This is a genomic window from Flavobacterium fontis, assembly GCF_900129405.1.
In the GTDB taxonomy this organism is placed as follows: domain Bacteria; phylum Bacteroidota; class Bacteroidia; order Flavobacteriales; family Flavobacteriaceae; genus Flavobacterium; species Flavobacterium fontis.
In genome coordinates, this window is sequence record NZ_FQVQ01000036.1 from 1 (window position 1) to 1,051 (window position 1,051).

Genomic DNA, 1,051 nt, shown 5'->3' on the forward strand with positions numbered 1-1,051 from the left:
GTTACCAGCAATATTAACGAAACTCCTTAAAAAATTGACTCTTTCAAAAAGACATCACTATATCCCAGAATTTTATATAAAAGGATTCGTTGGAAATGACGGAAAAGTATCTGTTTATAATAAAAAACTTGGCAGAATTGATTCCAATAGAAAAAGTCCAAAACAAGTTTTCTTTGAATGGAATAGAAACACTTATAACGTTCATGGAGAAGAAACAGATTTTGTTGAAAAGCTATATCAATTTGGAGAAGATAAATTTTCTCCTATTTATCGAAAACTAACTGAACGACTTGAGGAAATTGAGTTGACAGCAAAAGATCTTTTTCATCTAATTCTTTTTATCGCTGATATACATTGGAGAGTACCTAACCAAGACAACGAAGTTTCAAATCATGTAAAAAATTTAAATCCAGAAAACTCTGTATTTACGATTAAAAGTAAAATAACAGGAGAAAATGCTCCAAAAGAATTGTTTGACAGAATTATCAATGAACCTTCGTTTATAGGAAGCTACAGAATTATTATGGCAATGCAAGATTATTTTGGAGTAGAAAGAGACAGTTCCTTAAATAACTGGAAAATTTATTATGCGCCAAAACAAGACAATCATCCTCATTTATTATGCGATAATCCGTTGATAATTAAGAAAAAGCATGAAGAAAACATTCTAAAGTCTGAACTTATTTTCCCTCTTTCCAAAAGTAAGATTATCTATCATACATTAGGAAAACATTTAAAAGAAATTCCGCCTGAAAACAGAGTTTCAACAGATGTATTGCTTTTTCTCCAGGCAGACAATTTGGTTTGTGGTCCTGACGCTGCATATTTAAATTCAATAGCAAATTTGGCTTCAATCTACGACGCTGAATGGAAAATTGAACTACTTAAGAATGAAGTCTTCAATATTTTTGAATAATACTGCTGGTAACAGGCGTTTGGCAAGATTGCGAATTTTGTAGTAAATTCAAGTTTACTTTTCGCAAGAAATTTTATCTTTGATAGAAAATAATCGGTTCCGAAGTTCGCAACCTCGCCAAGCGCCGGAACGTTA

General features: G+C 31.7%; 1 protein-coding gene. It reads left to right on the top strand.

The annotated features are described in order from the left end of the window. Positions 1 to 916, top strand: a 916-nt coding sequence (locus tag BUC17_RS13865) for a DUF4238 domain-containing protein (protein WP_073365524.1), incomplete at its 5' end; no start/stop codon positions are given. Between the last annotated feature and the right edge of the window lie 135 nt (positions 917 to 1,051).